At 62.4% G+C, this 25,477-nt stretch carries 23 protein-coding genes, 2 tRNA genes and 2 pseudogenes; 18 read left to right on the top strand and 9 right to left on the bottom strand.

Features of this window, described 5'->3' with window-relative positions; all coding sequences use genetic code 11:
• Positions 1–71: 71 nt before the first annotated feature.
• The 4 genes from hemL to P3T21_RS03455 all read left to right on the top strand — a co-directional run bounded on the left by hemL (position 72) and on the right by P3T21_RS03455 (position 3,978).
• Positions 72–1,382: a glutamate-1-semialdehyde 2,1-aminomutase gene (gene hemL, locus P3T21_RS03440; RefSeq protein WP_429254539.1), complete on the top strand. Its 1,311-nt coding sequence runs from the start codon at positions 72–74 to the stop codon at positions 1,380–1,382.
• Positions 1,383–1,421: 39 nt separating this feature from the next.
• Positions 1,422–2,573, top strand: coding sequence for a bifunctional diaminohydroxyphosphoribosylaminopyrimidine deaminase/5-amino-6-(5-phosphoribosylamino)uracil reductase RibD (gene ribD / locus P3T21_RS03445; RefSeq protein ID WP_429254540.1), 1,152 nt, complete (start codon positions 1,422–1,424; stop codon positions 2,571–2,573).
• Positions 2,574–2,595: 22 nt separating this feature from the next.
• On the top strand, positions 2,596–3,231 hold the full coding sequence (locus P3T21_RS03450; protein WP_429254541.1) for a riboflavin synthase: 636 nt from the start codon (positions 2,596–2,598) through the stop codon (positions 3,229–3,231).
• Between the two features lie 87 nt (positions 3,232–3,318).
• Positions 3,319–3,978 (top strand): glutathione S-transferase family protein, encoded by a 660-nt coding sequence (locus tag P3T21_RS03455; RefSeq protein ID WP_429254542.1) that lies wholly within the window; start codon positions 3,319–3,321, stop codon positions 3,976–3,978.
• 305 nt (positions 3,979–4,283) lie between these two features.
• On the opposite strand, the gene P3T21_RS03460 is transcribed toward P3T21_RS03455, so the two are convergent.
• Positions 4,284–4,997 (bottom strand): type IV pili methyl-accepting chemotaxis transducer N-terminal domain-containing protein, encoded by a 714-nt coding sequence (locus P3T21_RS03460; RefSeq protein ID WP_429254543.1) that lies wholly within the window; start codon positions 4,995–4,997, stop codon positions 4,284–4,286.
• 641 nt (positions 4,998–5,638) lie between these two features.
• On the opposite strand from P3T21_RS03460, the gene ribBA reads away from it, so the two are divergent.
• From ribBA to P3T21_RS03480, 4 genes are all read left to right on the top strand, one after another.
• The gene (ribBA, locus tag P3T21_RS03465; RefSeq protein ID WP_429254544.1) at positions 5,639–6,793 is read left to right on the top strand and encodes a bifunctional 3,4-dihydroxy-2-butanone-4-phosphate synthase/GTP cyclohydrolase II; all 1,155 of its coding nucleotides are present in this window, start codon (positions 5,639–5,641) and stop codon (positions 6,791–6,793) included.
• 54 nt (positions 6,794–6,847) lie between these two features.
• Positions 6,848–7,363 carry a 6,7-dimethyl-8-ribityllumazine synthase gene (gene ribH, locus P3T21_RS03470; protein ID WP_429254545.1) on the top strand — a complete coding sequence of 172 codons (516 nt, stop codon included), beginning with the start codon at positions 6,848–6,850 and terminating at the stop codon, positions 7,361–7,363.
• Complete coding sequence (gene nusB / locus P3T21_RS03475) at positions 7,360–7,794, top strand: transcription antitermination factor NusB (RefSeq protein WP_429254546.1); 435 nt, start codon at positions 7,360–7,362, stop codon at positions 7,792–7,794. The genes ribH and nusB overlap by 4 nt, the downstream gene beginning before the upstream one ends.
• A gap of 90 nt (positions 7,795–7,884) precedes the next feature.
• Complete coding sequence (locus tag P3T21_RS03480; protein WP_429254547.1) at positions 7,885–9,078, top strand: pyridoxal phosphate-dependent aminotransferase; 1,194 nt, start codon at positions 7,885–7,887, stop codon at positions 9,076–9,078.
• A gap of 121 nt (positions 9,079–9,199) precedes the next feature.
• On the opposite strand, the gene P3T21_RS03485 is transcribed toward P3T21_RS03480, so the two are convergent.
• Entirely contained in the window at positions 9,200–10,375 is a 1,176-nt protein-coding gene (locus tag P3T21_RS03485) for a transglycosylase SLT domain-containing protein (protein WP_429254548.1), read from the bottom strand.
• Between the two features lie 575 nt (positions 10,376–10,950).
• On the opposite strand from P3T21_RS03485, the gene P3T21_RS03490 reads away from it, so the two are divergent.
• Positions 10,951–12,519: a UbiD family decarboxylase gene (locus P3T21_RS03490; protein WP_429254549.1), complete on the top strand. Its 1,569-nt coding sequence runs from the start codon at positions 10,951–10,953 to the stop codon at positions 12,517–12,519.
• A gap of 104 nt (positions 12,520–12,623) precedes the next feature.
• Positions 12,624–13,304, top strand: coding sequence for a LysE family translocator (locus P3T21_RS03495; RefSeq protein WP_429254550.1), 681 nt, complete (start codon positions 12,624–12,626; stop codon positions 13,302–13,304).
• Positions 13,305–13,353: 49 nt separating this feature from the next.
• Here the strand turns inward: P3T21_RS03495 and P3T21_RS03500 are convergent, their stop codons facing one another.
• Both P3T21_RS03500 and P3T21_RS03505 read right to left on the bottom strand, forming a co-directional pair.
• Positions 13,354–14,319 (bottom strand): threo-3-hydroxy-L-aspartate ammonia-lyase, encoded by a 966-nt coding sequence (locus P3T21_RS03500; RefSeq protein ID WP_429254551.1) that lies wholly within the window; start codon positions 14,317–14,319, stop codon positions 13,354–13,356.
• A gap of 222 nt (positions 14,320–14,541) precedes the next feature.
• A complete protein-coding gene (locus P3T21_RS03505; protein ID WP_429254552.1) occupies positions 14,542–14,829 on the bottom strand; it encodes a hypothetical protein in 288 nt (95 codons plus the stop codon).
• An 844-nt stretch (positions 14,830–15,673) separates the two neighbouring features.
• On the opposite strand from P3T21_RS03505, the gene P3T21_RS03510 reads away from it, so the two are divergent.
• The 4 genes from P3T21_RS03510 to trmB all read left to right on the top strand — a co-directional run bounded on the left by P3T21_RS03510 (position 15,674) and on the right by trmB (position 18,467).
• A complete protein-coding gene (locus P3T21_RS03510; RefSeq protein WP_429254553.1) occupies positions 15,674–16,624 on the top strand; it encodes a Rossmann-like and DUF2520 domain-containing protein in 951 nt (316 codons plus the stop codon).
• Between the two features lie 179 nt (positions 16,625–16,803).
• The gene (locus P3T21_RS03515; protein ID WP_429254554.1) at positions 16,804–17,367 is read left to right on the top strand and encodes a YggT family protein; all 564 of its coding nucleotides are present in this window, start codon (positions 16,804–16,806) and stop codon (positions 17,365–17,367) included.
• Positions 17,368–17,441: 74 nt separating this feature from the next.
• A tRNA-Gly gene (locus tag P3T21_RS03520) sits at positions 17,442–17,516 on the top strand.
• A gap of 165 nt (positions 17,517–17,681) precedes the next feature.
• The gene (trmB, locus tag P3T21_RS03525) at positions 17,682–18,467 is read left to right on the top strand and encodes a tRNA (guanosine(46)-N7)-methyltransferase TrmB (protein ID WP_429254555.1); all 786 of its coding nucleotides are present in this window, start codon (positions 17,682–17,684) and stop codon (positions 18,465–18,467) included.
• Between the two features lie 94 nt (positions 18,468–18,561).
• Here the strand turns inward: trmB and P3T21_RS03530 are convergent, their stop codons facing one another.
• The 3 genes from P3T21_RS03530 to P3T21_RS03540 form a co-directional block, all read right to left on the bottom strand.
• Positions 18,562–19,395 carry an undecaprenyl-diphosphate phosphatase gene (locus tag P3T21_RS03530; protein WP_429254556.1) on the bottom strand — a complete coding sequence of 278 codons (834 nt, stop codon included), beginning with the start codon at positions 19,393–19,395 and terminating at the stop codon, positions 18,562–18,564.
• 71 nt (positions 19,396–19,466) lie between these two features.
• The gene (locus P3T21_RS03535; protein ID WP_429254557.1) at positions 19,467–20,051 is read right to left on the bottom strand and encodes a DUF1439 domain-containing protein; all 585 of its coding nucleotides are present in this window, start codon (positions 20,049–20,051) and stop codon (positions 19,467–19,469) included.
• Positions 20,052–20,142: 91 nt separating this feature from the next.
• Complete coding sequence (locus P3T21_RS03540; protein WP_429255152.1) at positions 20,143–20,466, bottom strand: YkgJ family cysteine cluster protein; 324 nt, start codon at positions 20,464–20,466, stop codon at positions 20,143–20,145.
• A 237-nt stretch (positions 20,467–20,703) separates the two neighbouring features.
• Between P3T21_RS03540 and hemN the strand changes: the two genes are divergently transcribed.
• The 4 genes and pseudogenes from hemN to P3T21_RS03560 all read left to right on the top strand — a co-directional run.
• Positions 20,704–22,089: an oxygen-independent coproporphyrinogen III oxidase gene (gene hemN / locus P3T21_RS03545; protein ID WP_429254558.1), complete on the top strand. Its 1,386-nt coding sequence runs from the start codon at positions 20,704–20,706 to the stop codon at positions 22,087–22,089.
• Between the two features lie 124 nt (positions 22,090–22,213).
• Positions 22,214–22,298, top strand: a tRNA-Leu gene (locus tag P3T21_RS03550).
• 174 nt (positions 22,299–22,472) lie between these two features.
• Positions 22,473–23,218 (top strand): annotated as a pseudogene (locus P3T21_RS03555) (tyrosine-type recombinase/integrase); the annotation flags it as partial.
• 328 nt (positions 23,219–23,546) lie between these two features.
• A pseudogene (locus tag P3T21_RS03560) lies at positions 23,547–23,666 on the top strand (transposase domain-containing protein); the annotation flags it as partial.
• A gap of 145 nt (positions 23,667–23,811) precedes the next feature.
• Here P3T21_RS03560 and P3T21_RS03565 read toward each other — a convergent pair.
• The gene (locus P3T21_RS03565) at positions 23,812–24,645 is read right to left on the bottom strand and encodes an SDR family NAD(P)-dependent oxidoreductase (protein ID WP_429254559.1); all 834 of its coding nucleotides are present in this window, start codon (positions 24,643–24,645) and stop codon (positions 23,812–23,814) included.
• A gap of 12 nt (positions 24,646–24,657) precedes the next feature.
• On the bottom strand, positions 24,658–25,470 hold the full coding sequence (locus P3T21_RS03570) for an alpha/beta fold hydrolase (RefSeq protein ID WP_429254560.1): 813 nt from the start codon (positions 25,468–25,470) through the stop codon (positions 24,658–24,660).
• Positions 25,471–25,477: the final 7 nt, after the last annotated feature.

Raw genomic sequence — 25,477 nt, forward strand, 5'->3', positions numbered from 1 at the left:
AAGCCGCCGTTTCCGCACCGCGCGTCCGTGCTTCACGATCAGGCAGATCACTTTCAGCAGGTCCAAAGTTCATGTCCAGCGCATCCAGCACCGCCAGCCCTTCCCGAAACGAGACGCTCTTCGAACGCGCCCAGCGCACCATCCCGGGCGGCGTCAATTCGCCCGTGCGCGCGTTTCGCTCGGTTGGCGGCACGCCGCGTTTCATCGAGCGCGCAGCAGGCGCGTACTTCTGGGACGCTGACGGTCAGCGCTACATCGACTACATCGGCTCCTGGGGACCGATGATTCTCGGTCACGTGCATCCTGAAGTGCTCGAAGCCGTGCAGCGCGTGCTGGCAAAGGGTTTTTCGTTCGGCGCGCCCACCGAATCCGAAATCGAAATCGCCGAAGAAATCTGCAAGCTGGTGCCGTCGATCGAACAGGTCCGCATGGTGTCAAGCGGCACCGAAGCGACGATGAGCGCGCTGCGCCTCGCGCGCGGCTTCACGAACCGCAGCCGCATCGTCAAGTTCGAAGGCTGCTATCACGGCCACGCGGACAGCCTGCTCGTGAAAGCCGGCTCGGGTCTCCTGACGTTCGGCAATCCGACGTCGGCAGGCGTGCCGACCGATATCGCGAAGCACACCACGGTGCTCGAATACAACAACGTCGCTGAACTCGAAGAGGCGTTCAAGGCGTTCGGTAACGAGATCGCTTCGGTGATCGTCGAGCCGGTCGCGGGCAACATGAACCTCGTGCGCGCAACGCCCGAATTCCTGACCGCGCTGCGTCGTCTCTGTACCGAATACGGCGCCGTGCTGATTTTCGACGAAGTGATGTGCGGGTTCCGCGTGGCGCTCGGTGGCGCGCAAGAGGTCTACGGCATCACGCCGGACCTCACGTGTCTCGGCAAGGTGATCGGCGGCGGCATGCCGGCGGCCGCTTTCGGCGGACGCCGCGACATCATGGCCCACCTCGCGCCGCTCGGCGGCGTGTATCAGGCAGGCACGCTGTCGGGTAATCCGATTGCCGTTGCCGCGGGCCTGAAGACGCTGCAACTGATCCAGGCGCCGGGCTTCTACGAGAAGCTCAGCGCGCAGACTTCGCGCCTCGCAGGAGGTCTCGCCAACGCGGCCCGCGAAGCGAAGGTGCCGTTCGCAGCGGATTCGCTCGGCGGCATGTTCGGCCTGTACTTCACCGATGCGATTCCCGCGAGCTTCGCCGAAGTCACGAAGAGCGACGTGCCGCGCTTCAATGCGTTCTTCCACAAGATGCTCGACGCGGGCGTGTACTTCGCGCCGTCGGCGTATGAAGCGGGCTTCGTGTCGATCGTGCACGACGATGCGATCATCGATGAAACCATCGCCGCCGCGCGCCGCGCCTTTGCTGCGCTCGCTGCCTGAACCCGGTCCCGTTCCAGCACAACACACGACAAACCGCCGATGTTCTCGCAAACCGATTTCGTCCATATGGAACGTGCACTCGCGCTGGCAAGGCGCGGGATGTACACGACCGACCCGAATCCGCGCGTCGGCTGCGTACTCGTCAAGAACGGCGAGGTGATCGGTGAAGGCTATACGCAGCCCGCCGGTCATGACCACGCCGAAATCCGCGCGTTGAAAGATGCCCGCTCACGCGGTCACGATCTGAGGGGCGCCACGGCCTATGTGACGCTCGAACCCTGCAGCCACTTCGGCCGCACGCCGCCGTGCGCGAGTGCCCTGATCGATGCGCAGGTCGAGCGCGTGATCGCTGCGATGGAAGACCCGAATCCGCAGGTGTCCGGGCGCGGCCTCACGATGCTGCGCGATGCGGGTATCGAAGTGCGCTGCGGCCTGCTTGAACAGGAAGCGCGCGAACTGAACATCGGCTTCGTGTCGCGCATGACGCGCGGCCGGCCGTGGGTCCGGATGAAGGTGGCGGCGTCGCTCGATGGACGCACGGGTTTGCCTTCCGGCGAAAGCCAGTGGATCACGGGTGAAGCTGCGCGCGCCGATGGCCATGCGTGGCGTGCCCGCGCGTCGGCGATTCTCACGGGCATCGGCACCGTCAAGGAAGACAACCCGCGCATGACCGTGCGCGCCGTCGACACGCCGCGTCAGCCGCTCCGCGTGTTGATCGACAGCCAGCTCGAGGTGCCACCGGAAGCACAGATACTCGTCGGCCCGCCGACGCTGGTCTTCTGCGGCAATCTCGACGAGCGTCACACCGAACGCGCCGAAGCGCTGCGCGCACGCGGCGCCGAGATCGTGCAGATGGCGAACGCGAACGGCAAGGTCGACCTGCCCGCGATGCTGAAGGCGCTCGGCGAACGTGGCGTCAACGAGTTGCATGTCGAGGCGGGCTACAAGCTGAACGGCTCACTGCTGCGCGAAGGCTGTGTCGATGAACTGCTCGTCTATCTTGCGCCGAGCCTGCTCGGCATGGATTCGATGAGCATGTTCAATCTCGTCGCGCCGGGCTCGCTTGCGGGCCGGACACAACTTGTCTTTCACAGCGTCGATCGCATCGGCGACGATCTGCGGATTCTCGCGCGGTTCGCTCCGCCACCTGAAACGTCTGAAACTCCAGAAGCGCCTGACGTTTCGCACTGAACACAGCAAAGGAACCAGCACGATGTTTACCGGAATCGTCGCGGCAGTGGGCCGCATTGAATCAGTCAAGCCACTCGGCAACGATGGCGATGCGGGCGTGCGACTGAATGTCGAAGCCGGCGCACTCGATCTCGACGACGTGCAGCTCGGCGACAGCATCACCGTCCAGGGCGCATGTATGACGGTCGTCGCGAAGACCGCGCATTCGTTCGAAGTCGATGTGTCGCGTGAGAGCCTGAACTGCACCGCGGGTCTTGGTGAGCCTGGCGAAGTCAATCTGGAGAAAGCGCTGCGTGCGCATGACCGGCTTGGCGGCCATATCGTATCGGGCCACGTCGATGGGCTCGGCACGGTCACGCATTTTGCGCCGGTCGGCGAATCGCACGAACTGCGCGTGCTCGCGCCGCGCGATATCGGCCGCTATCTGGCGTTCAAGGGATCGATTACCGTCAACGGTGTGAGCCTGACGGTCAACTCGGTCAAGGACACCGACAACGGCTGCGAATTCTCGATCAACCTGATCCCGCATACCGTCGAAGTGACGACGCTCAAAAACCTGCGCGCGGGTTCGAAGGTCAACCTGGAGATCGATCTGATCGCGCGGTATGTGGAGCGGATGCTGTCGACGTCGCAGGATGGACATCAGCCGTTGCAATAATCAATTTTTCGCAGGGCCGGTTTCGTTCGTCGAAGAGTAAGTGGACCGCTGAATGCGGCCGTATATCGCTATCCAGGGTGACTTTTCATGGCGCTGAAACTCTACTATCACCCGTTTTCGTCCTATTGCCAGAAAGCACTGGTCGCCCTGTACGAAAATGCCGTCCCATTCGAACCGCAGATACTCGCCGGTCCGGACAGCCCGGCGTTTCGCGAACTATCTGAACGTTGGCCCATGAAGCGTTTTCCGATGCTCGTGGATGGCGAACGCACCATCATCGAAGCCAGTTGCATCATCGAATACGTCGGCCTGTGCGCGCCCGGCCCAGTGCGCCTGATTCCCGACGACCCGCGTGCCGCACTCGAGGTTCGAACGATGGACCGCTTCTTCGACAACTATGTCTCGGCGCCCCAGCAAAGGATCGTGTCTGACTCGCTCCGACCCGATGATGCCCGTGATCCCTATGGCGTGCGGGAAGCACGGGACATGCTCGACACAGCTTATGCCTGGCTCGACAAGGTGATGTCGCACCGCGAATGGGCGGCCGGCGAGCACTTCAGTCTTGCCGATTGTGGCGCCGCGCCCTTTCTCTTCTATGCAGACTGGACACATCCCATCGGTAATGCCCATCCCAACGTGGTGGCCTACCGTCGGCGGCTGCTGGAACGGCCATCGTTTGCCCGAGCGGTGAATGAAGCACGGCCGTACCGCAAGTTGTTTCCGCTGGGCGCTCCCGATCGCGATTGATCGGTGAGAACCGGTCGACGCGCCCGTCGCCGACAACTCGCCCCGCACCAGGCCGCTGAACTAACCGGGCGTCGTGCTTCTTCCATACAGGGCGCGTCTGTGATGCCGTGATTGCGTGCGCCTTCTTCGGCCGCGCAGATGGGCCGGACGCGGGTCCGCGGTATATCGCAGCGTACCTTCGCCGCTGTCCGCGAAGTGAGCCACATCCACGTCGCCCTCTCCGCCGCGCAGTTCGCCAGTCAGACAGGTCCGGATAAAAGCAGAAATTCGTTTGTGCACGGTTCAACCTTCAATGATTCGCCGGATCATCCGGGCGTTGCGACCGGATCCTGCTGAAGCGCGCCGCGTCGACGCGACGTCTCGCCGTCGCCAGATGTATCGACCACGCTATAGATCAGCTGATCCATTTCCTTGATGATGTCGGCGAGCACGGTGGTGATGACCGCGAACTCCCGTCCGAATTGTCCCGCGCGCGCAGCGGCGATGCGCGCGTTGAGCGCGACAATATTGGCCTGCATGGAGATGTTGCCGAGCTGCTCGGCAATCTCCGTCTGACGTCTGTGCGCCGCCAGCTCGATGCCGCGCATCTCGTGCTGATAGGCGAGCGTGATGGCCTGCAACAGTTCGAGCAGCGGCGTGGCCTGGGCAACGAGGGCGTCGATGGCTTCGCGGTCCCCGGTCGTGCCTGATTCAAGACACGACACGGCGTGATTCGCGCATGCAATGAATCGCTGAATGCGTTCGTCCGCCTGACGCGTGCCGAAATAGACCTGACGCAGCGCGTCGGAAAACACACCGGGCAGATGACCGTTGCCGCTCACCAGATCAGCGTGCGTAGTCGCAAACGTGCTCAGGCAATCCTTGACCACCGCGAGCGCGGCGTCGTCGCCATGCGAAGCAAGCAGCACATGCAGCACGATGCGCTGCGAGAGCATCCGCTGCCGGCCAGACAGGTTGATGAGCTCTCCGATGAGCTGCCCGGAGACTTCTCCGGAGCGTGAATGTGTCTGCTGTTTCATGGTGAGAGGCGTTAGAAGACCCGGACCCGGAAACCGGTGAACGGACCGCGCGCATCGGCCGATCGCCAGCGCAAAAAAAAAAACGCCCCGAAACGCGTTCGCGCGGACCGAATGCTCGTTCAGCGCGAATCACGTTTCGGGACGCCGTTGTCCCTGATGGCTGCCGATATGAGCAGCCAGCAAAATGGTCGATAAGAAGAGGCCGCCATTGACCCCAGCGTGGGGCGTGCAATTGTTATGCCATGGCGTGCAGACAGCACTGACAGGGGAAATGGCGCCGCGTCAGGAACCGGGTTGGTGCAATATCGCGGTGCTCCGCACCAATTGGGCCGCGCGCCTCCCCATTCTCGACCTCGAATGCCGTGACGGAACAGGCCGCCTCACGGCCTCACAGCCTTACCCGCACGACATCAAAGCTCGCAAACAATCTTCTTCGCCCGCAACACCGACGACGGGCTCATGCTCAACCGGCCCGGCGCCGTTAGCATCAGCAAGCCCGCGTGACGGCGCGCGGGGCCAGATAGCCCAAACGCGATCACCCACATAAGGTAAACCCCGCCAAATGGCCTATGCCGTCTGGCCGAAGCGACGCGGGGGCGCGCGTGGCGTAAAATACGCGCTTTCCTGACATTCTCGCCAACATGACGCTCGCCTCCACTCTTGAGATCATCGCCGAACTGAAGGCCGGCCGGATGGTGATTCTCGTCGACGAAGAAGACCGCGAAAACGAGGGCGACCTCGTAATCGCCGCTGAATTCATCACGCCGGAAGCGATCAATTTCATGGCCCGCTATGGCCGTGGGCTGATCTGTCTGACGCTCACGCAAGACCGCTGCAAGCAGCTCAACCTGCCACTGATGACGTATCGCAACGGCACGCAGTACGGCACGGCATTCACGGTCAGCATCGAGGCCGCCGAAGGCGTCACCACCGGCATCTCCGCCGCCGACCGCGCACGCACGATCGCAACGGCCGTCGCGCATGACGCGCGCGCCGAACACATCGTGCAGCCCGGGCACGTGTTCCCGATCATGGCGCAGCCCGGTGGCGTGCTGGTTCGCGCCGGTCACACGGAAGCGGGTTGTGATTTCACGGCGCTTGCCGGCCTGACACCGGCCGCTGTGATCTGCGAAATCATCAAGGACGACGGCACGATGGCGCGCCTGCCCGACCTCATCGAGTTCGCGCAGGAACACAACCTGAAGATCGGCACGATTGCCGATCTGATCCATTACCGCAGCCGCACCGAATCGATTGTCGAGCGCATCTGCGAACGCACGATGCAAACGGCGCACGGCCCGTTCCGCGCGGTGATGTATCTCGACCAGCCGAGCGGTTCGCCCCACATCGCGCTGGTGCGCGGTACGCCCACGCCGGATCGCGACACGCCGGTGCGCGTTCACGAGCCGCTGTCGGTGCTGGACCTGCTGGAAGTCGGCGCATCCACCCATTCGTGGACGCTCGATGCGGCCATGAAGGAAATCGCCGAGCGCGATCTCGGCGTGGTGGTGCTACTCAACTGTGGCGATTCGAAAGATCACCTGATCGACGTCTTCAAGGCCTTCGACTCGAAAGAACGTGCCGAAGCACTCAAGCGCCGTCCTGTCGACTTCAAGACGTACGGCGTTGGCGCGCAGATTCTGCGCGAACTGGGTGTCGGCAAGATGCAGGTGCTGTCGAATCCGCGCAAGCTGGGCACGATGTCGGGGTATGGCCTCGAAGTCACCTGCTTCGTGCCGATGCCGGGCGCCCTGGCCGCACCCTGCCCGCCTGGCTCATCGGTACCGCAAGCCTGATCACCCGGATACTCATCGCTCACACGCGCTCATCCCAAACACTACGGACCTCAAATGGAAATCGGACAATATCAACCGAATCTCGACGGTGACGGCCTGCGCGTCGGCATCGTGCAGTCGCGCTTCAACGAACCCGTCTGCAACGGCCTCGCTGACGCCTGCATCGAAGAACTCGAACGCCTCGGCGTCACGGGTGAAGACGTACTGCTCGTCACCGTGCCGGGCGCGCTGGAAATCCCGCTCGCGCTGCAAAAACTCGCGGAAAGCGGCCAGTTCGACGCACTGATCGCGGTTGGCGCTGTCGTGCGCGGCGAGACATATCACTTCGAACTCGTGTCGAACGAAAGCGGCGCCGGCATCACGCGTATCGGCCTCGACTTCGGCATCCCCGTCGCGAACGCCGTCCTCACCACCGAGACTGACGAACAGGCCGTCGCGCGCATGACCGAAAAGGGTCGTGATGCGGCACGCGTCGCCGTCGAAATGGCGAATCTCTCGGTCGCGCTCGAACAGCTCGGCGGCGATGACGACGAAGATGAAGACGAGGAAGACGAAGAGGAACGGGCATGAAGAGCGCTCGCCGACGTTCCCGCGAACTGGCCACGCAGGGTCTGTATCAGTGGCTGCTCTCGGGCTCGCCCACGGGTGAAATCGATGCGCAGCTGCGTGGCGCACAAGGCTACGACAAGGCCGATCACGAGCATCTGGACGCGCTGCTGCACGGCGTGATCCGCGACTCGGAAGCGCTGTCGATCGACCTGATGCCGTGCCTCGACCGTCCGATCGACCAGCTCTCGCCGGTTGAACGCGCGGTGCTGCTGGTCGCTGCATTCGAACTGAAGAATCACATCGACATTCCGTACCGTGTCGTGATCAACGAAGCCGTGGAACTGGCCAAGACGTTCGGCGGTGCAGACGGCTACAAGTACGTGAATGGCGTACTGGACAAACTGTCGCTACAACTGCGCGCCGCTGAAACACAGGCCGCCCGCAAGCACTGATCCGGCGCGACCGGAATGGGTGCCACTTCGCGCAACACGCGGCGCACCTGTTCTGGCCGGTCACGCCCTTGAGAAACTGGAAGTATCCGCATGAACACCGTGACTGAACCGCTGGTGCGGCTTGCCGCCCGCGTCGATGCCATCCAGCCGTTTTACGTGATGGAACTGGCCAAACAGGCCGCGCTGCTGGAGCGCCAGGGGCGCGACATCATTCACATGGGAATCGGCGAACCCGATTTCACCGCGCCGGAACCGGTCATCGAGGCGGCGACGAGCGCGTTGCGCCGCGGTGTGACGCAATACACGAATGCACTCGGTTTGCCCGCATTGCGCGAGGCAATCGCCGGGCACTATCAACAGGTGTACGGCATCACTGTCGATCCGGCACGCATCGTGGTCACGGCGGGCGCATCGGCGGCGTTGCTGCTCGCGTGCGCGGCACTCGTCGATCGCGATGACGAAGTGCTGATGCCCGATCCGTCCTATCCGTGCAACCGGCACTTCGTCGCTGCGGCCGAAGGCAAGGCGGTGCTCGTGCCGAGTGGTCCGGCAGAGCGCTTCCAGCTGACCGCCGCCGACGTCGAACGCCTGTGGAACGATCGCACGCGTGGCGTGCTGCTCGCGTCGCCGTCAAATCCCACCGGTACGTCGATCGAACCGGCGGAACTGAAGCGGATCGTGAATGCGGTCCGCGCGCGCGGCGGCTTTACGATCGTCGATGAAATCTATCAGGGCTTGAGCTACGACGCGCCGCCCGTGTCGGCACTGTCGTTCGGTGACGATGTCATCACGGTCAACAGCTTCTCGAAGTACTTCAACATGACCGGCTGGCGGCTGGGCTGGCTTGTCGTGCCACCCGCGATGGTCGGTGCATTCGAGAAGCTCGCGCAGAACCTGTTCATCTGCGCGTCGGCGCTGGCGCAGCATGCCGCCCTCGCCTGCTTCGAACCGGACACAATCGCGATCTACGAAGGTCGCCGCCTCGAATTCAAGCGGCGTCGCGACTTCATCGCACCCGCGCTCGGGTCGCTCGGCTTTTCGGTGCCCGTGATGCCGGACGGCGCGTTCTATGTGTACGCCGACTGCACGCACGTTGCCCATCCGGCTGCGGGCAACAGCGCTGCGCTCACGAGCGCAATGCTGCATGACGCGGGTGTCGTGCTGGTGCCGGGGATGGATTTTGGATCGCACGCGCCACACGCCTATATCCGTCTGTCGTATGCGACGGCTTATGCAAAGCTCGAAGAAGCCGTCGAACGGTTACGTGGATTTTTCGGCCGCTGATCACGCCGGACGTCCGCCCGTGTATCAACGAACAGCGATCAACCCGCGACAATGAAAAAGGGCACCTGAAGGTGCCCTTTTTCTATTGCCTGTTACAGCCCGCTAGAGGCGCTTCCTGATATCAGGCGCCTAGTTCGGACGACGCAACGTGCTTCGTCGCGCTGGAGCTTGCGTCATCCTGCGCCGGCGCCCTGTCATGCGAAGGGGACGTGGCGGTCTTCGCCGTCGTCAGCGGATGCGCGCTATCGAGTGTCACCTGCACGCGCTTCGGCGACGAAGTCGTCGTGGCGGGAGCGGCAGTTGTCGACGCAGTAGTCGTTGTCGGCGCCTGCGGTGCGTTGACCGGCACCTTGCGGCCACGCGCCACGTCACGCAGCCGGCCACGCTCGGCCATCACCTTCGCGCCGTAACCCCCGTCATCCTGCGACGTCGAGCCCACATACAGACGCAAACCGCCCGGCAGCGAACCGCCGCGCGCCACACAATCCTTCAGCACGAGTGCGCCGACCTTGATGTTGGTCAACGGCTCGAGCGCGGCGCTCCGGCCACCGAAATACTCGAACTTGTCGGAGTGCACCTTCGACATGACCTGCATCAATCCTTGCGCACCGACGCCACTTTCTGCATACGGATTGAAACCGGATTCAATGGCCATCACGGCGAGCAGCAACAGCGGATCGAGACCGACTTCGCGACCCGTATCGAATGCAGCCTTGACGAGTTCGCCGACCGGTTCCTGAGCCACGCGATAACGGCGCGACAGGTACGAAGCGACGAGATCCTGTTCGCGGGCCGAGATCAGCACGCGATCGTCGCGCGCATCGGCGGACACGCGCTGCGCCGGGATCATGCGGGCGAGCGCGCCGACCGTCGGCAGCGTGCGCGGATCGAGGCCGTTCAGCGCCACCGCGCCGGGGCTAGCGGTGCCGCTGCTATCGAAGGCATCGTCATAGCTGGTGCTGGCGGTCGTACCGTTGTTGCCGGTATCGATGCCGACTGCCTGATTCGACGACAACGTGTCGTCAGACTGCGCGTTGACCGGTGCAAAGGACGGCAGCGGGTTGCCCTGCAACAGACGGGCTGGGCCCGCCTTCACTGCGGCAGAGATGACCGGCATCAGCTTTGCGGCAAGCGTGCCGCGCCAGGTGGGCATCAGCCACAGTGCAAGTGCCAGCACGAAGGCGAAACCGCCGACAATGCTGAACAGGTGATGACTCATACGCGTCCCGCGACGCAATGCACCGCGCATAACCTGCGCGAGACGCTCGTCGGGACGCCACGATAACCAGGCGTTCATTCAGATCTCCCAATTTGCATGAAGCCGCGAACGCGTCGGCAAGCCGACGTACAGCCATTCGCAGAATCAAGACGTCGCGCGCTCTGGTCGGGGCGACAGCGGCGTCGGGAAAACGGCATACACCGTTCGGGGAGCCCATCTAAAGTTCCGGCGGCATGCATGCTTGCAGCATGCGGGCGGAGGCTCCCACACGAAAAAACCAGCGCGAAAAAGGCGCCGGCGAGGAAAACAGGCAAGACCGTGAAGTACCGAGCAGGGATCGGCAAACGGCGACGCGTTGCGTCAGAAGACCGGGGGTAGTGGTTAAAACATGTAAACCCTGCAACCAATGTGGACGGATTCTAGCAGGGTTTTATAGATCGTCAACACTACAAATAAGCAAATCTATAACTGATTGTAATAATGAACAGTGTTCAGCGGGTGCTAAACCGCGCGGCGCGCGCGTTTCGGACCAGTCACAATTTTGCCCTTTAACGTGCGCTACCCAACGCAGGTAAAATCGACAATCGATCTGGCGTGGCGATTGCATGCTGCGCCCTCACCTCGCGGCGTACCGCCGCCCTGATCAGGACCCGATGAAATATAAAGACCTGCGCGACTTCGTCGGTCGCCTCGAGACGCTCGGCGAGCTGCGCCGCGTTCCGCAACACGTCTCGCCCATCCTGGAAATGACGGAAATCTGCGACCGCGTGCTGTGCGCCGGCGGCCCTGCGTTACTGTTCGAGAGCACGCGGCAGCATGCGTTCCCGGTTCTCGGCAACCTGTTCGGCACACCGCGCCGCGTGGCGCTTGGCATGGGCATCGACGCTGGCGCGGAAAACGGCGATAGCGCGGCGCTGGAGTCCCTGCGGGACGTCGGGCGTCTTCTGTCCGCCCTCAAGGAGCCGGAGCCGCCCAAGGGCCTGAAAGACGCCGGCAAACTGCTCTCGCTGGCGAAGGCCGTCTGGGACATGGCCCCGAAAACGGTCAGTTCGCCGCCCTGTCAGGAAATCGTCTGGGAAGGTGACGATGTCGACCTCGCGAAGCTGCCGATCCAGACCTGCTGGCCGGGCGACGTCGGTCCGCTGATCACGTGGGGGCTGACCGTCACGCGCGGACCGAACAAAACGCGGCAAAACCTCGGCATTTACCGGCAACAGCTGATCGGCCGCAACAAGCTGATCATGCGCTGGCTCGCCCATCGTGGCGGCGCGCTCGACTTCCGCGAATTCGCGCTGCAGAACCCCGGCAAGCCGTATCCGGTCGCCGTGGTGCTCGGCGCCGATCCGGCCACGATCCTCGGCGCGGTCACACCGGTGCCTGACACACTCTCTGAATACCAGTTCGCCGGCCTGCTGCGCGGCGGGCGTACCGAACTCGCGAAGTGCATCACGCCAGGCGTCGACACGCTGCAGGTGCCGGCACGTGCCGAGATCGTCCTCGAAGGCTTCATTTATCCGCAAAGCGGCACGCCTGACCCGGCGCCGGCCGGCGCGCCGCCGCGTCCTTCTAAGGGCGCTTCGGCATCGTATGAACACGCGCTCGAAGGTCCGTACGGCGATCACACCGGCTACTACAACGAACAGGAGTGGTTCCCGGTCTTCACCGTCGAGCGCATCACGATGCGGCGCGACGCCATATACCATTCGACCTATACCGGCAAGCCACCGGACGAGCCCGCCGTGCTCGGCGTCGCGCTCAACGAAGTGTTCGTGCCGCTGTTACAGAAGCAGTTCACCGAGATCACCGATTTCTATCTGCCGCCCGAAGGGTGCAGCTACCGGATGGCGATCGTCCAGATGAAGAAAAGCTACCCGGGACATGCCAAACGGGTGATGTTCGGCGTCTGGAGCTTCCTGCGACAATTCATGTATACGAAATTCATCGTCGTGGTTGATGAAGACGTGAACATTCGCGACTGGAAGGAAGTGATCTGGGCTATCACGACGCGCATCGACCCGTCGCGCGATACGGTGCTCGTCGATCGTACGCCGATCGACTATCTGGATTTCGCGTCGCCAGTCGCAGGGCTCGGCTCGAAGATGGGGCTCGACGCGACCAGCAAATGGCCCGGCGAAACAGATCGCGAGTGGGGCCGACCGATCGTCATGGATGACGCCGTTAAAAAGCGCGTCGACGCGATGTGGGGCGAACTCGGGCTCTGAAGCGGGAGTTCATCGCCTGGTAGCAGACGATCTCCGGCCGCAGACACGTTGAGCCGTCGCCGAAGCTCACTGGAATATCAAGAACAAACGGGAAAATTGCGGGGATGCACGCGTTATCAATGCTGTCGGATGGTTTCTTTCTATCTCTTTCGCTGTGTCTCGATATCGGCCTCGTCAACGTCGCGATCATTTCGCTGACGTTGTCGCATGGGTTCAGGCCTGGCTTCTGGCTCGGGCTCGGCTCGTGTTTTGGGGATCTGATTTATGCCGCACTCGCGCTCGCCGGTATGGCGGCGCTGCTTCAGTTCGAATCGGTACGATGGTTCGTGTGGATCGGCGGCGCGGCGATCCTGCTGTTCCTGACGTGGAAGATGGCCCGCGAAGCGCTCTTCCCGGCGTCGGCACCGCCGGTCGAAGGTGAAGCCGATGCGAACGCTCCGCATCTCAGCGCATGGCGCGGCTTTGTGCGCGGCACGTTGCTCGCGATTTCGTCGCCATCCGCGATTCTGTGGTTTGCGGCTGTCGGCGGCGCGCTGATCGCGAAAGCCGGTGCGACGACCGTGTCGACCGCGCCCGTTTTTCTCGGCGGTTTCTTTCTCGGCGGGCTGTGCTGGAACGTGTTTATCTGCGGACTTGCGAGTCACGGACGCAAACGCGCGGGTACCGGTTTGCTGCGCGCATGCCACGTGCTGTCGGCGCTGCTCTTCGCGTACTTCTCGTACAGCGTGATTGTGGATGGATATCGCGATCTGATCGTGCATACCAGCAGCATGGCGGCTGGCTAGATGCAACAAAGGCGAGCGGTCCGCCCGCCTTCCAGAACGACAGCACCCGTTAGCGGAGGAATTCGCCGAGCCGCTCGAGATCGACGTTACCGCCGCTGATCACGACACCAACGCGCTTGCCCTTCACCGGCACAATACCGTTCAGGACCGCCGCAGCGGCGAGGCAGCCGGTCGGTTCGACCACGATCTTCATCCGCTGCGCGAAGAAACGCATCGCGTCGATCAGTTGCGCATCGCTGACCGTCACGATCTGCTGGACGAGCCGCTGGATCACCGCAAACGTATAGACGCCGAGTTGCTGTGTGGCCGCGCCATCCGCGATTGTCTTCGGCACATCGATACGCACGCGTTCGCCGCGCGCGAGCGATTGCTGGCCATCGTTGCCCGCTTCCGGCTCGACGCCGATGATCTGACATTGCGGACTCAGTGCGGCCGCGGAAAGCGCGCTTCCTGATAACAGACCACCACCGCCAAGACACACGAACAGCATGTCGAGCGGGCCGGTTTCTTCGATCAGTTCCTTTACCGCGGTACCCTGCCCGGCCATCACGTGCGGATGATCGTACGGTGGGATCAGCGTCATGCCGCGCTCTTCGGCCAGCCGTCGGCCGATGGCTTCACGGTCTTCCTTGTAGCGGTCATAGACGATCACCTCGCCGCCATAACCCTTTGTTGCCGCGACCTTCGCCGCAGGCGCGTCGTGCGGCATGATGATAGTCGCGTGAATGCCCGCGAGACGTGCGGATAGCGCGATCGCCTGCGCATGATTGCCCGACGAAAAAGTCAGCACGCCGGCTTTGCGCTGTTCGGCGTCGAAGTGGGAAATTGCATTGCACGCGCCGCGAAACTTGAACGCACCCATGCGTTGCAGGTTTTCGCACTTGAAGAAGATCGAGGCGCCGGTGCGCTCGTCCGCAGTGGTTGAAGTGAGAACGGGGGTGCGGTGCGCGATGCCTTCGATACGCGCGGCGGCGTCGACGACATCGTCATAGGTTGGAGCAGGAAGTGCTTGCATCGGCGGGAGGCGCGGGGCGTGGTTGGTTGCACGGAGCACCATTGTCCCAGCTTCGATCGCGTTTTGGAACGCGGCCCGTTTGCCGCTATAACGATCGGTCTATGCGCAATTGAAAACGGCACAACGTGGCGATAAAGCCAACGTTGCGCCGTGCAGGCAATTCGTTCGACCGCGCCATCAACACGTCACACAACCAGACGTACTAACGGCCGGTTCGCAGCCTCAATAACGCGGGCCGTAGTAGCCGCGACCGTAGTAACCGCGACCGTAGTAACCGTGATAATAAGGCCGGCCATAACCGTAATACGGCGCCGGTGCATAGATTACAGGCGGCGGAGCGTACACCACCGGTGGCGGCGCGTAATAGACAGGCGGCGGCGCCGCATACACAGGGTAAGCCGGCGCCACGGGAATGCCGATACCGATACCGACCGACACGTGTGCCTCAGCAGCCGTAGTAAGCCCCGCGCCCAGCGCGGCAGCAACGATGAACGGGACGATCTTTTTCACTTCTGTTCTCCTGGCGGCCCTACCCCTATGGCATGGTCGCGTGACGGGCAACGCCCTTACGATCCAATGTATCGAAAAAGGCTCCGCAACGTCGGGTGCATTTGTAGCAAATTGCAATGGATCACACGCACGTGCGTTGCACCTGTCCGCCTCACGGGATTGATGTGGCCGCTTCCCTTACGAAAATCAAGGGTTTGCGGATCAAACCCCCGCCTTAATGACTTTTTTACCGGCGCCACTTCAGACTTCCCGGTCACATCGGTAATGTTTAATTACAAATTCGCTGCAGGGGGTCGCGCGATTCCGTTGTCTTCTTGCGTCGCTTTTCACCTGGCGAGATCCGTAAACGCAAAATGCCCGGCGAACATGCCGGGCATCCGTTTGATGTCAGTGAAGAATCAGCCGACCTTCACATAGGTAAATTCCCGAGAGACGTTGGGCGGCACATAGGCGCCGCTGATCTGTACGCGTGGTGTCAGTCGCTTCTTTTGATCCCACCAGCGGCGACGCTGTGTGTGTGTCAGAAACCGCAAGTGCTTTCGGTAAGAAAAAATGCTCATCGTGTACCTCCCGAAAATCTGGCTGCGCTACAGAAGAAACAACAACGGGGACTGCCGGAAAACCTGATGTGCGGATTCATTGTGAGCAGTTTTCGGACCTGCCGGCAATCCCCTGTCAGATAGATACGACGGCTCGTCATATCGGCCACGTAACCTTCTGAAGAATGCCCGTCGGTCTCAAAACCGGCTCCCGTCCTTTGCTGGCAAGGCGCCAACGCCACGCGGCGTCTTATTGAATGCGCGATACTCGCCGTTCCGCCTTTGTTCTGTCCGGAGCAGAAACCATGTCCCTGTCCCCATTGCCGCGTCTCGGCTTCGTCGGTGCGGGCCGGCTCGCGCATTGTCTTTCGCACGGCTTCTCGCGCGCCGGCTATCCCGTCACAGCGATCGCAAGCCGCTCGCGGGAATCCGCGCGGGCGCTTGCCAGTCAGATCGGGCACTGCGCTGCGTACGACGACCCGCAACAGGTCGTCGACGCAGCCGATATCGTCTTTTTAGCCGTCCCCGATGACAGCATCGGTACGACAGCCCACATATTGCGCTTCGATTCCGCCGCGGCAACCCGCACCGGCGCATGGGCGCTCGTGCATTGCAGCGGTGCATCGCCCGTCGAACTGCTGGCGCCGGCCCGTGAGCAGGGCGCGTCGACCGGTGGCTTTCATCCACTGTACCTGTTCGGTGGAAGTCTCGCAGATATCGACCGCATCGCCGGCTGCTCGGTCTCGATCGAAGCCGACGGCACGCTGAAAGAGGCACTGGTTGCGCTGGCGGGCGCGCTGCGCTGTCATCCGCTCTCGATTCCGGCCGGCGGACGCATGCTGTATCACGCCGCCGCGCATTACGCGGCGAGTTTCGCGCTATGTGGCCTCTCGGAATGCGTCGAACTGTGGCGCACGCTCGGTTTCGACGAAGACGATGCGTTGCGCGCCGTGCTGCCGATGCTCTCCGGCACGATCCAGACCGCCCGCGACAAGGGCTTGCCGGGCGCGCTTGCCGGCCCGGTGTCGCGCGGCGATACGGGCGTCGTCGAAAAACAGCTCGCGCTGCTTGAAGGACTCGGTGGCGACCACGCCGCGCTTTACGCGCTGATGACGCGCCGCGCGGTCGCTCTGGCGCGCCGCTGGCCGACGCCGCCCGCGGCGATCGATGCCATCGATACCGCAGTCGAGGATTCGCTCGGCCGTTCGCTGGATCGGTTGACCGGACAGGGATCGCAGGCGGCCATTAAGCCGTGATAATGTGACGACCGGCGCGATCTCAGCGAGGTGGAGGTGGTCGTCTGGCAGCGCCGACTGCACGCAGGCAACATCGGCACGCACCGACAGCACGCGCATCGGTTAAAAGCAGCATCCCTGACGACGCTGGCTCGCCACACGCAGCCGCTACGAATAACTAAAGAAGGAAAGGACACGAGATGGTCGGCGATATCGCCCGTTTTCTGCTGAATACCGTTTTCACCCTGTTCGGCGCCGCACTGCTGCTGCGCGCCTGGCTGCAGGTGGTGCGCATGCCGCCGTACAACCCGGTGTCGAACGCCGTGCTGCAGGCCACTAACTGGATCGTGCTGCCGTTGCGGCGGATCATCCCGAGCACGCGCAACATCGACTGGGCCAGCATCGTCGCGGCGATCATCGCGGCGATTGTCTATGTGGTCGCGATGGTCTGGCTCGCGGGCGTCGATCCGCTCGGCCTGATGCCCACGCTCTTGATCGTCGCGCTGCTGACGGTGATCAAGTGGTCGCTCAACCTGATCATCTGGCTGACGATCCTGATGGCGCTGCTGTCGTGGCTCAATCCGCGCTCGCCGGCCATGCCGATCCTGTATCAGCTGACCGCGCCGTTTCTGAATCCGCTGCGCCGTTTCGTGCCGCAACTGGGCGGCATCGATCTGTCGCCGATCCTGCTGTTCGTGATCGTGCAGGTGCTGTTGATGGTGGTGACGCGCGCGGCTGTTTCGCTGACGCTGTTTGGGATCTGATTCGAAAGGCGGCGTGCAGTCCGCGCCATCCTGTTTGCCCAAATCAGGCGAAACCGCGTAAAATGGCGCGCTCTGCGGGCGTCGTATAATGGCTATTACCTCAGCTTCCCAAGCTGAAGACGTGGGTTCGATTCCCATCGCCCGCTCCACATTCAGCTGATCTCCAGCGGAAATCCAGCACGAGAGCCGCCTCATCGAAGGCGGCTTTTTCGTCAGGGCGGTCGAAAATCGCATCTCCGCCCGTTTTCCCCGCTGACGTATGTATCACGGCGCGGCCGATTCGCCCGACGCCCTCACCCTTGCAGTCTCCGACGATGATCCACGACCCGAACGAAACCCGTCCGTCCGCCCCCGAAGCCGCCGACGAACTCTCCAGCGAAATCGCAGCCACCGAAACCGGCGGCGCAGCGTCGACGGGAGCGCTGCATCTGCGTCGCATCCGCAGTTTCGTCACGCGTGCAGGGCGTGTATCGACGGGCCAACGTCGCGCGATGGATGAACTCGGGCCGCGCTTTGTCGTTCCGTTTTCCGGGGAACAACTCGACTGGGGCACCGTTTTCGGTCGCGAGGCGCCGCGCGTGCTGGAGATCGGTTTCGGCATGGGCGCGACGACGGCGGAGATCGCCGCGCATCGCACCGGCGATGATTTTCTCGGCGTCGAAGTGCATGAGCCGGGCGTCGGCGCGTTGCTGAAGCTGATGGGCGAACAGTCGCTGTCGAATATCCGCATCATCCAGCACGACGCCGTCGAAGTGCTGGAGCAGATGATCGCGCCGGAAAGTCTCGACGGCGTGCATATCTTCTTCCCCGATCCGTGGCACAAGGCGCGTCATCACAAGCGTCGTCTGATCCAGCCGAAGTTCGTCGCGCTGCTCGTGTCGCGACTGAAGCCGGGCGCGTACCTGCATTGCGCCACCGACTGGCAGAACTACGCCGAGCAGATGCTCGAAGTACTCGGCGCCGAGCCCGCGCTGGAAAACACCGTCGATGGCTACGCGCCGCGTCCCGACTACCGTCCAGTGACGAAATTCGAGCGCCGCGGTTTGCGTCTCGGACACGGCGTGTGGGATCTTGTCTTTCGCCGGCGCGCGGGCAACTGAAGCTCGCAGAACGAACACCGTCGCACATGAAAAAGGTCCGCTCTCAGGCGGACCTTTGTTCATTTAACGTGCGTAACGTGCACAACGCGGGACATCAGTCGGCCCAGCTCAATCCGCCGCTATAACCGATGAGCAGGATCAGGAGACCGAAGCCGATCCGGTACCACGCGAACGCTGTGAAATCATGCGCGGCGATGTAACGCAACAGCCAGCGTACGCAGGCAAATGCGCTGACAAACGCAGCAATTAGACCGATCGCAAACAGGCCGAGCGCATCAGTGGTCAGCGTGTGCCAGCCCTTGATCATCTCGTAGAGCGTCGCGCCGAAGATGATCGGAATCGCGAGGAAAAACGAGAACTCGGTGGCGACGCGTCGATCGAGACCGAACAACATCCCGCCGATGATCGTCGAGCCCGAGCGCGACATGCCCGGCACCAGCGCGAAACATTGTGCGAGACCGACCTTCAGCGCATCGAGCGGCGTGAGATCGTCGACTGAATGGACGCGTGGCGGCGCACCCCGATCACGCTGACGCGCCTCAACCCACAGGATCACCAGGCCGCCGATCACGAGCGCCAGTGCGACCGGCACCGGCGAGAAGAGCGCCGCCTTGATCGCCTTCTCGAACAGCAGCCCGAGCACGACCGCAGGAATCGTTGCGATGATCACGTTCATCGTGAAGCGTCGCGCGGCGGGTTGCGTCGGCAGGCCGGCCACCACGCTACCAATCTTGCGACGGTATTCCCAGCACACCGCGAAAATCGCGCCGAGCTGGATCACGACATCGAACGTTTTCGCGTGTGGCGGGTTGAAGTTAAGCAGGCTGCCCGCGACGATCAGATGCCCTGTGCTCGACACCGGCAAAAATTCCGTCAAACCTTCGACGACGCCCAGAATCAGCGCCTTGCAGATCAATATCCAGTCCATCCGTGGCCCTTTTTTGAAGGTTTTCTGATCAGGCCGCCCGGCTTCGCGCGGCCCGACCGGCCGCGCGCACGTCATTTTTCGACGATCTGCACACGTATGCCGTTTGTAAGGATAGTGATTGTACCGGGTTCGTAGTTCACACCGGCAAATTGCAGCTGTTCGGGCTTGAATGTGTAGATCGGATAGTTGGTCAGCAGCTGCGTCGCGAGCACGGCGGCGGCCGCGTTGATCTGCTGCGTGTAGGCCTGCGCGTCGCCGGTGACCGCGACGTTATCGACCGTCGGCTGCTTGAGCACGACGGCGCGCGTCGTCGCATCGTAGGCAAGCTGGCTCGACAGCGTGAACACACCGTTCACCGGTTGCGGCATGAACGGGCTTGCGAGCCGCGCATCGAGCTTCACCGACACGCGGTTCGAATCCGGCAGAAGACCGACGACCGGGTTCGTGAGCGCGACATCCAGCACCTGCGAAACGGTCCGCTGATACGGGAACTTACGCTGCACGGCTTCCTGCACCTGCTGCGGCGAGAACGTGTAGTGATCCGGAATGAACGGAAAGATCGACGCGGCGCACGCAGCCAGCGAAACGCCGACGCCAGTCACAGCACATACGGCGAACAGGAACCGGCGCCTTGCGGGCGCAGCGGCTTGAGTCATGCGAAACCTCCTGTTGAAACCCAGACAATCATGCGATCGATTGCGACGAATACCCATTGAATCCGGACACCCTGGCCGCGAACACACGCGTTCACAAGGTGCTACCGCGCAATGCGCGCGACGGCTGCGTGTCGGCTTCCAGCTGCGTGAGCCACGCGAGCGCTTCGGCGCGCGTCGTGCCGCACATGTCGCTTTGCGGTTGCAGTCCCGAACAGCATGCGGGCCGCTCCGGCTTGCCGAAGATCGCGCACCGCAGATCGTCGCCGAGTTGCACGCAGCGCACGCCCGCTGGCTTGCCGTCCGGCATGCCAGGAATCGGATTGGTAATCGAAGGCGCGATGCAGCACGCGCCGCAATCGGGGCGGCACGCGTGGCCCGGCACAGCAAATGGAGAAACCCGCAAGGAAGCAGCCATCACGACAGAAATTCCTGAAACGCAACCATCGAACCCAGGCGCCCACGCGCCCGACCCGCATTGTGCCATCGCGCGGCGTGCGACCTTTTTACACAATGTCTGTAGAAAGCGCTCACGTACACTCGTCGGGTTCGAAACGCCACGCCCACAAGGCGCCCGCGCGGCCCGACGGGTCTCACACTATCTATGTCGAAGACACGCCGGTTCGTTCAGCGTCGCGCCGGATCACAATCAAAGATGAACGCCGCCGACACACTCTTTCGCCCCGACCTCCTCGCGAATTACAACGCAAACGGCCCACGGTATACGTCCTATCCGACGGCCCTTCAGTTCCGCGACGACTTCAATTTCGCCGACTACCTTCGCGCCGCCGCCGATCCCGGCGCGGCCGGCACCGACCTTTCGCTGTACTTCCATATCCCGTTCTGCGACACCGTCTGCTTCTATTGCGGTTGCAACAAGGTGGCCACGAAAAACCGTGCGCATGCGCGTCCCTATCTCGACCGGTTGAAACGGGAGCTTGCGTTGCAGGCGGCGCTGTTCGACACAACGCGTCCGGTGTCGCAACTGCATTGGGGCGGCGGCACACCGACGTTCCTCTCGCACGACGAAATGGCCGAACTGATGACGGCCACGCGCGAACACTTCCAGCTTGTGCCGGACGCTGATGGCGAATTTTCGATCGAAGTCGATCCGCGTGAGGCGTCGGCGGAAACGATCGCGCATTTGCGCACGCTAGGGTTCAACCGGTTGAGTCTTGGCGTGCAGGACTTCGATCCGCGCGTCCAGCAGGCGATCAACCGCATCCAGCCGTTCGAGATGACGGCCAGCGTCATGCACGCCGCGCGCGTTGAGGGTTTTCATTCGATCGGCGTCGACCTGATTTACGGTTTGCCACATCAGACCGTCGACAGTTTCGGGCGTACGCTCGAAACGATGCTCGCGCTCGCGCCGGATCGTCTGTCCGTGTTCGGTTATGCGCACATGCCGCAGTTGTTCAAGATGCAGCGTCAGATGGATCCGGCGACGTTGCCTTCGCCGGACGTGCGACTCGCGATCCTGCGCCTCGTCGTCGAGCGTCTGACGGGCGCGGGTTACGCGTACATCGGCATGGATCACTTTGCCCTGCCCACCGATGAACTGGCGCGCGCGCAGGCACAGCGCACGTTGCATCGCAATTTCCAGGGCTACAGCACGCGGGCGGAATGCGATCTGATCGGCTTTGGCGCGTCGTCGATCGGCAAGGTCGGCGATGTGTATGCGCAGAACGCGAAGGACCTGCCCGCGTGGGCAGACGCCATCGACGCGGGCCGTCTCGCGATCACGCGCGGTATTCGCCTCACGGCCGACGACCGCCTGCGCCGCGACATCATCACGCAACTGATGTGCAACCTCGAACTGCGTTTCGACGCGTTCGATGCGACGTACGGCATCCGTTTCGCCGAAGCGTTTGCGCCGGAGCTAGAACGTCTGCGGTCGTTTGAAGACGACGGTCTCGTGTCGATCGGCGCGCGTCGCCTCGACGTACTGCCGGCGGGCCGGATGCTGGTGCGCAATATCGCAATGGTTTTCGACCGCTATCTCGGCCAGCAGACGCTGGCGCGGTTTTCGCGGACGGTTTGACTGTGCCGGCGGTGGCGGCAGGCGAGCCTGCAACTTGCCCGGGAGCGGCTTTTCGGCCATAATTCGCGTTTCCCGCAGCGCTGTGCTGCGTTCGCGCAGGGAAATATCAAGGCAATACCCACAAGCCCAGGTGGTGAAACAGGTAGACGCAGGGGACTCAAAATCCCCCGCCGCAAGGCGTGCCGGTTCGAGTCCGGCCCTGGGCACCAAAAGTTGTTCCGGCATGAGCCGCAGTATTCCGAGAAACCCCGTAAAGTCAACGACTTGCGGGGTTTTTTCTTTCCTGGATGATCCGGCTCGACCCGTGTACAGCTGGTGGTATCCGGTGGTATTTTTGGTGGTATCAGCCTCATAGCCACCCTTCTCCAACCGGAGATACCACCATGCCGCTCACCAACGCCCAAGTCAGGAACGCTCGCTACAACCCGGAGAGAACCGGCAATCGCCTGGCAGACGGTGGCCGCATTACCTCCAGCTCGACAAGTCTGGCGCGAGGTACTGGCGGATGAATTACCGGTTCGCCGGCAAAGACAAGACGCTCGCGCTCGGCGTCTATCCGGACGTGTCGCTCGCGGCGGCCCGCAAAAAAGCGCGAGGACGCACGCGGGAAGCTGGCGGCGGGTATCGATCCGGGCCAGGAGGGGCTTTGCAACACAGACCCAGCTAAGGATTTGATCGGTGCTATACCGGCGCCGGTCGAGAGGCATTTCGCGGCTATTACCGAACCCGTCAAGGTGGGGGAGATGCTGCGGGCGTTTGATGGGTTCTCAGGCACGTTCCCGGTGCTTGCGCGCTCAAGCTGGCGCCGATGCTGTTCGTGCGGCCTGGCGAACTGCGACAGGCGGAATGGTCGCAGTTCGATCTGGACAAAGGAGAATGGCGCTACCTCGTCAGCAAGACCAGGACGGAGCACCTGGTGCCGCTCTCCACGCAGGCGGTTGCGATCCTGCGCGAACTGCACGTCCTGACAGGGCAAGGGCGCTACGTGTTCCCGGGCGCACGCTCCAACCGTCGCCCGATGAGCGAGGCGGCCATCAATGCGGCGCTTCGCCGGCTCGGGTACGACACCCGCACGAAGATTACCGGTCACAGCTTTCGCGCGATGGCTCGTACGATTCTGCACGAGGAATCGAACCTACGTCATCCGGCAAGCGGATAGGCTACCGCCGGTTTTGGGCGCCAGGTGCAACGCACTTCTAGTAGATAGACACGGTCGCGGCCTCAGTAACCTTGCGCTTGTCAACACGTGCTCTCGCGTCGACCGGGACCCTGTTGCGTATTTCGGTAATGTGATCGACCAGATCAACGCGAACATCAAGAACTGTATTTGTGGCCCCCGAAATAGCTCGTCGTCTGCAGCGGCATTGAGAGGCTGAACGCGCCCTACTTCAGCCTGTCGGCGACGATGTCGCGCCAAGGACTGCTTGCAAAGAACAGCGGGCGTTAGAGGCGTCGTCCTCGAGCATGTGCTTACGCACATTGCCGATCACAAGATCACCCGCATCGACGAGTTGTTGCCCTGGAACGTCGCCGACAAAATCCGCAAAGCGGCTGACCCGGCGGACCATACCGCTTGAACGTAGCGATCCTCCGACGACCTGCAACCCGGACGTAAGTCGCATCGTCGCCCAGGCGCGCACGACAATCGAGAACGGCCGTCGTGAGCCGATTACGGTGAAGCTATGTTGTCGCGCGCATCAAACGCCCGACGTTGTTTCTGTATTACAAAAAACCCATCTTGCGCGATGTAGCGATGGCGAACTTGCGATAGAGGGATGGAGACAGCCGCTTGACGTAGTAGCACGGGCGCGCCGATGTGCCGACGACCACCATTTCACGTCCGGAAATGACGCCTTCGACAATCGCATCGGCAACCCGGTCAGGCGAGGTGCCCTGGTTCCGATAGTAATCCTGCAAACGTACCTTCTGCGCCTCGGACACCGATGGCGCCGTTACCCCGGCACCGGTGGTGATGGCCGTATTGATCGCTCCTGGGCAGACCACGGTGACACCAACGTCGGTGTCTTCGAGTTCCATCGAGAGTGCTTCGGAAAATCCCAACGCGGCATACTTGCTCGCGCTATAGACCGCCAGCGTGGGCAACGGTGCGAAGCCGTTGGCCGATGCAATGTTGACCACGCGGCGCACGCCGCCGCCGGCGATCATTTTTGGCAGGAACAGGTAACAACCGCTGAGCACGCCTTTGACATTGACGTCGTACAAGCGCTGCCACGACTCCGACGGGCTGTCCAGGAAGTTCCCGCAATAGGCGATCCCTGCATTGTTGATCAACACATCCAGCGCACCGACCCTGGCATGCACTTCGTCGGCGAATACACGCATCGCGTTATCGTCGGCGACATTGACGGTCAATGCCAGGCAGGCGGCACCGAGGGACGTCACCTCGCGTTCCACAGTGGCGAGGTTGGTCGGATTGATGTCCGATAGCACCAGCTTGGCGCCGTGCCGGGCAAACGCCAATGCGGTACTGCGGCCTATGCCGGAGCCGGCTCCGGTGATCAGAACATTCTTGCCGGCGAGGTTTTTCATGCTCATGTTGGCTGCCTTCTACGAAAAAGAGGTTGCTAAAAAATTGATCAAGGTCCGATTGACTGCCTCCGGTTCCTCAATCGGCAGGAAGTGGCCGGCGTCCGGGACTATAACCAGCTGCGATCCGGAAATGTTTGCATGCAAGCGCTGCGAATGCGCGGGCGTCGTCTGGCTGTCTTTGTCGTTGCTGCCCACCATGACCAGCGTTGGCACGGCGACACGGTACAGTTCGCGGCTCAGGTCGTCGCGCGCGTTCACTGCCTTGGCCGTGCGCAAAAGGGTGGCAACGTTATTGTCCAAAATGCGCTGACGTATTGCCCGTCGCAGCACCGCGCGGGCAGGATGGGCGAGGAATTTATCGCCGAGACAAATATCCATCAGCGTACCGATGACCGGTCTGATGCCAAACCAGCGGACGACAAAAACCAATATGCCGCTCATGCGAAGGTCAGCGGCCGTCGGCGCCTCGGCCGAACTGCCGATCAGGCTCAGCGATTTGACTAATGCGGGGTGGCGCAAAGCCAGCCGCAACGCGATAAAACTGCCCATCGATTGGCCGACGATATGGCAAGGTCCGTCGCCGAGCGCATGAATCAGCGCGGCAACGTCGTTGGTCTGCGTGTATAGCTCGTAGCCCGATTTGGTGACCGTGCTGTGCCCATGCCCGCGCAAATCCACGCAGACGCAACGGTAACGGTCTTGCAAGGTGGCGACCTGGGCGTCGAACAAATGCCAGTCCCACAGCATGCCGTGGAGGAAAACGATGGTCTCGGCGCCCGCGCCGTGGACTTCGTAGTGGAGTTGCCCGTCAGTGACCGGTAGGGTTGCCATAGGGTTC

Source organism: Paraburkholderia sp. GAS334 (assembly GCF_050436625.1).
GTDB lineage: Bacteria > Pseudomonadota > Gammaproteobacteria > Burkholderiales > Burkholderiaceae > Paraburkholderia.